General features: G+C 75.6%; 1 protein-coding gene and 1 pseudogene. One reads left to right on the forward strand and one right to left on the reverse strand.

All coding sequences use genetic code 11. The features are described 5' to 3' along the window. Positions 1 to 372 (forward strand): hypothetical protein (locus B0E54_RS29950; protein WP_234590680.1); only part of this gene is annotated, 372 nt, incomplete at its 5' end. 220 nt (positions 373 to 592) lie between these two features. Here the strand turns inward: B0E54_RS29950 and B0E54_RS29955 are convergent. After that, positions 593 to 1,161, reverse strand: a pseudogene (locus B0E54_RS29955) (DEAD/DEAH box helicase); the annotation flags it as partial.

Consider the following 1,161-nt stretch of genomic DNA (forward strand, 5'->3'; position numbering starts at 1 on the left):
CCAGCGCAGGGGCCGGTCGAGCGCCGGCCGGCCAGCCCGCCGCCGGTGGTGCTGCCCGCGCGCCCGGCCGGTGCGCCCGGCGCCCGACAGGTGGTCGACGCCTTCAAGGCCGCCGGTCTGCGAGTGACGCACCCGAAGGACCGCTCCGTGGACTGTGGACCGGACGGCCTCGGGCTGGGCTGTTCCGAGATCGTCGCCACCGACGGCGTGACTGTCTACGTGTTCCCCGACGAGACCAGCGCGGGCGACATCGCCGAGACGTGGGGCGGCCAGTCGTACCGGCGTGGGGCCGTGGTGCTCAACTACCTCGAGGCGAAGACCCCGGCGGCCGACCGACCTCGCTACGAGAAGATCCTCAACAGCCTCCGCTGAGGATGTCCCCTCCCGTCGCCCAACGGGCGTCGCGCCTGCGCCCGCGGTCGGGGCATGTGCCCTTTTCCTTGTGATGCCGGTGAGTCATCATGATGACTCACCGGCATCATCGTCGCGGCAGTGCTGCCTGTCGCCGCCCGGCCGCACGTTGGGTCGTCGACGCCGCCCGGCCGCTGCGACGAATGCCGTGCCGGGCGAGTCGGCGACGCGTGTACCTGGGTCAGCCGCGCAGGCGCAGGCCACGCGGGGTGGCCCGGAAGCCGGCGGCGGTCAGCGCGTCACTCAACGGCGACGAGTGCACCGCCTCACCGTCGGCCCGCTCCACCGACATCGCGCCCAACGCTCCGGAGTGGACGGCGTCGGCGAGCGCCTTGCCGGCCGCCGCGAGCGCCTCGGTGTCGTCGGTGAAGGAGAGCAGGGTCCGGCCGCCGCGCTCCACGTACAGCACCAGGTCACCGGCGACCTGCACCACCAGCGCGCCGGCCTTGCGACCCGCCCGGTGCCCGGTCGCGGGGGCGGCCCCGTCGCCGGAGTCGACGACGCGTTCCGGCCAGGGCAGAGCCGCGCCGTACGGGTTGGCGGGGTCGGTGGCCGCGAGGACGGTGGTCGGCCCGCTCCGGCCGCGCGCGCCGTCGGCCGGGTCGGCCAGCGCGCGGAGCCGGTCCACCGCGCCGGGCACGGCGAACTGTGCCGCGCCGAGGCCCTCGACGAAGTAGCCCCGGCGGGCCGCGCCGCGCTCCTCCAGCGCCGACAGCACCGGGTAGACGGCGGAGAACCCGCCGACCACCT

This window comes from Micromonospora sp. MH99 (genome assembly GCF_021442385.1).
Lineage (GTDB): Bacteria > Actinomycetota > Actinomycetes > Mycobacteriales > Micromonosporaceae > Micromonospora.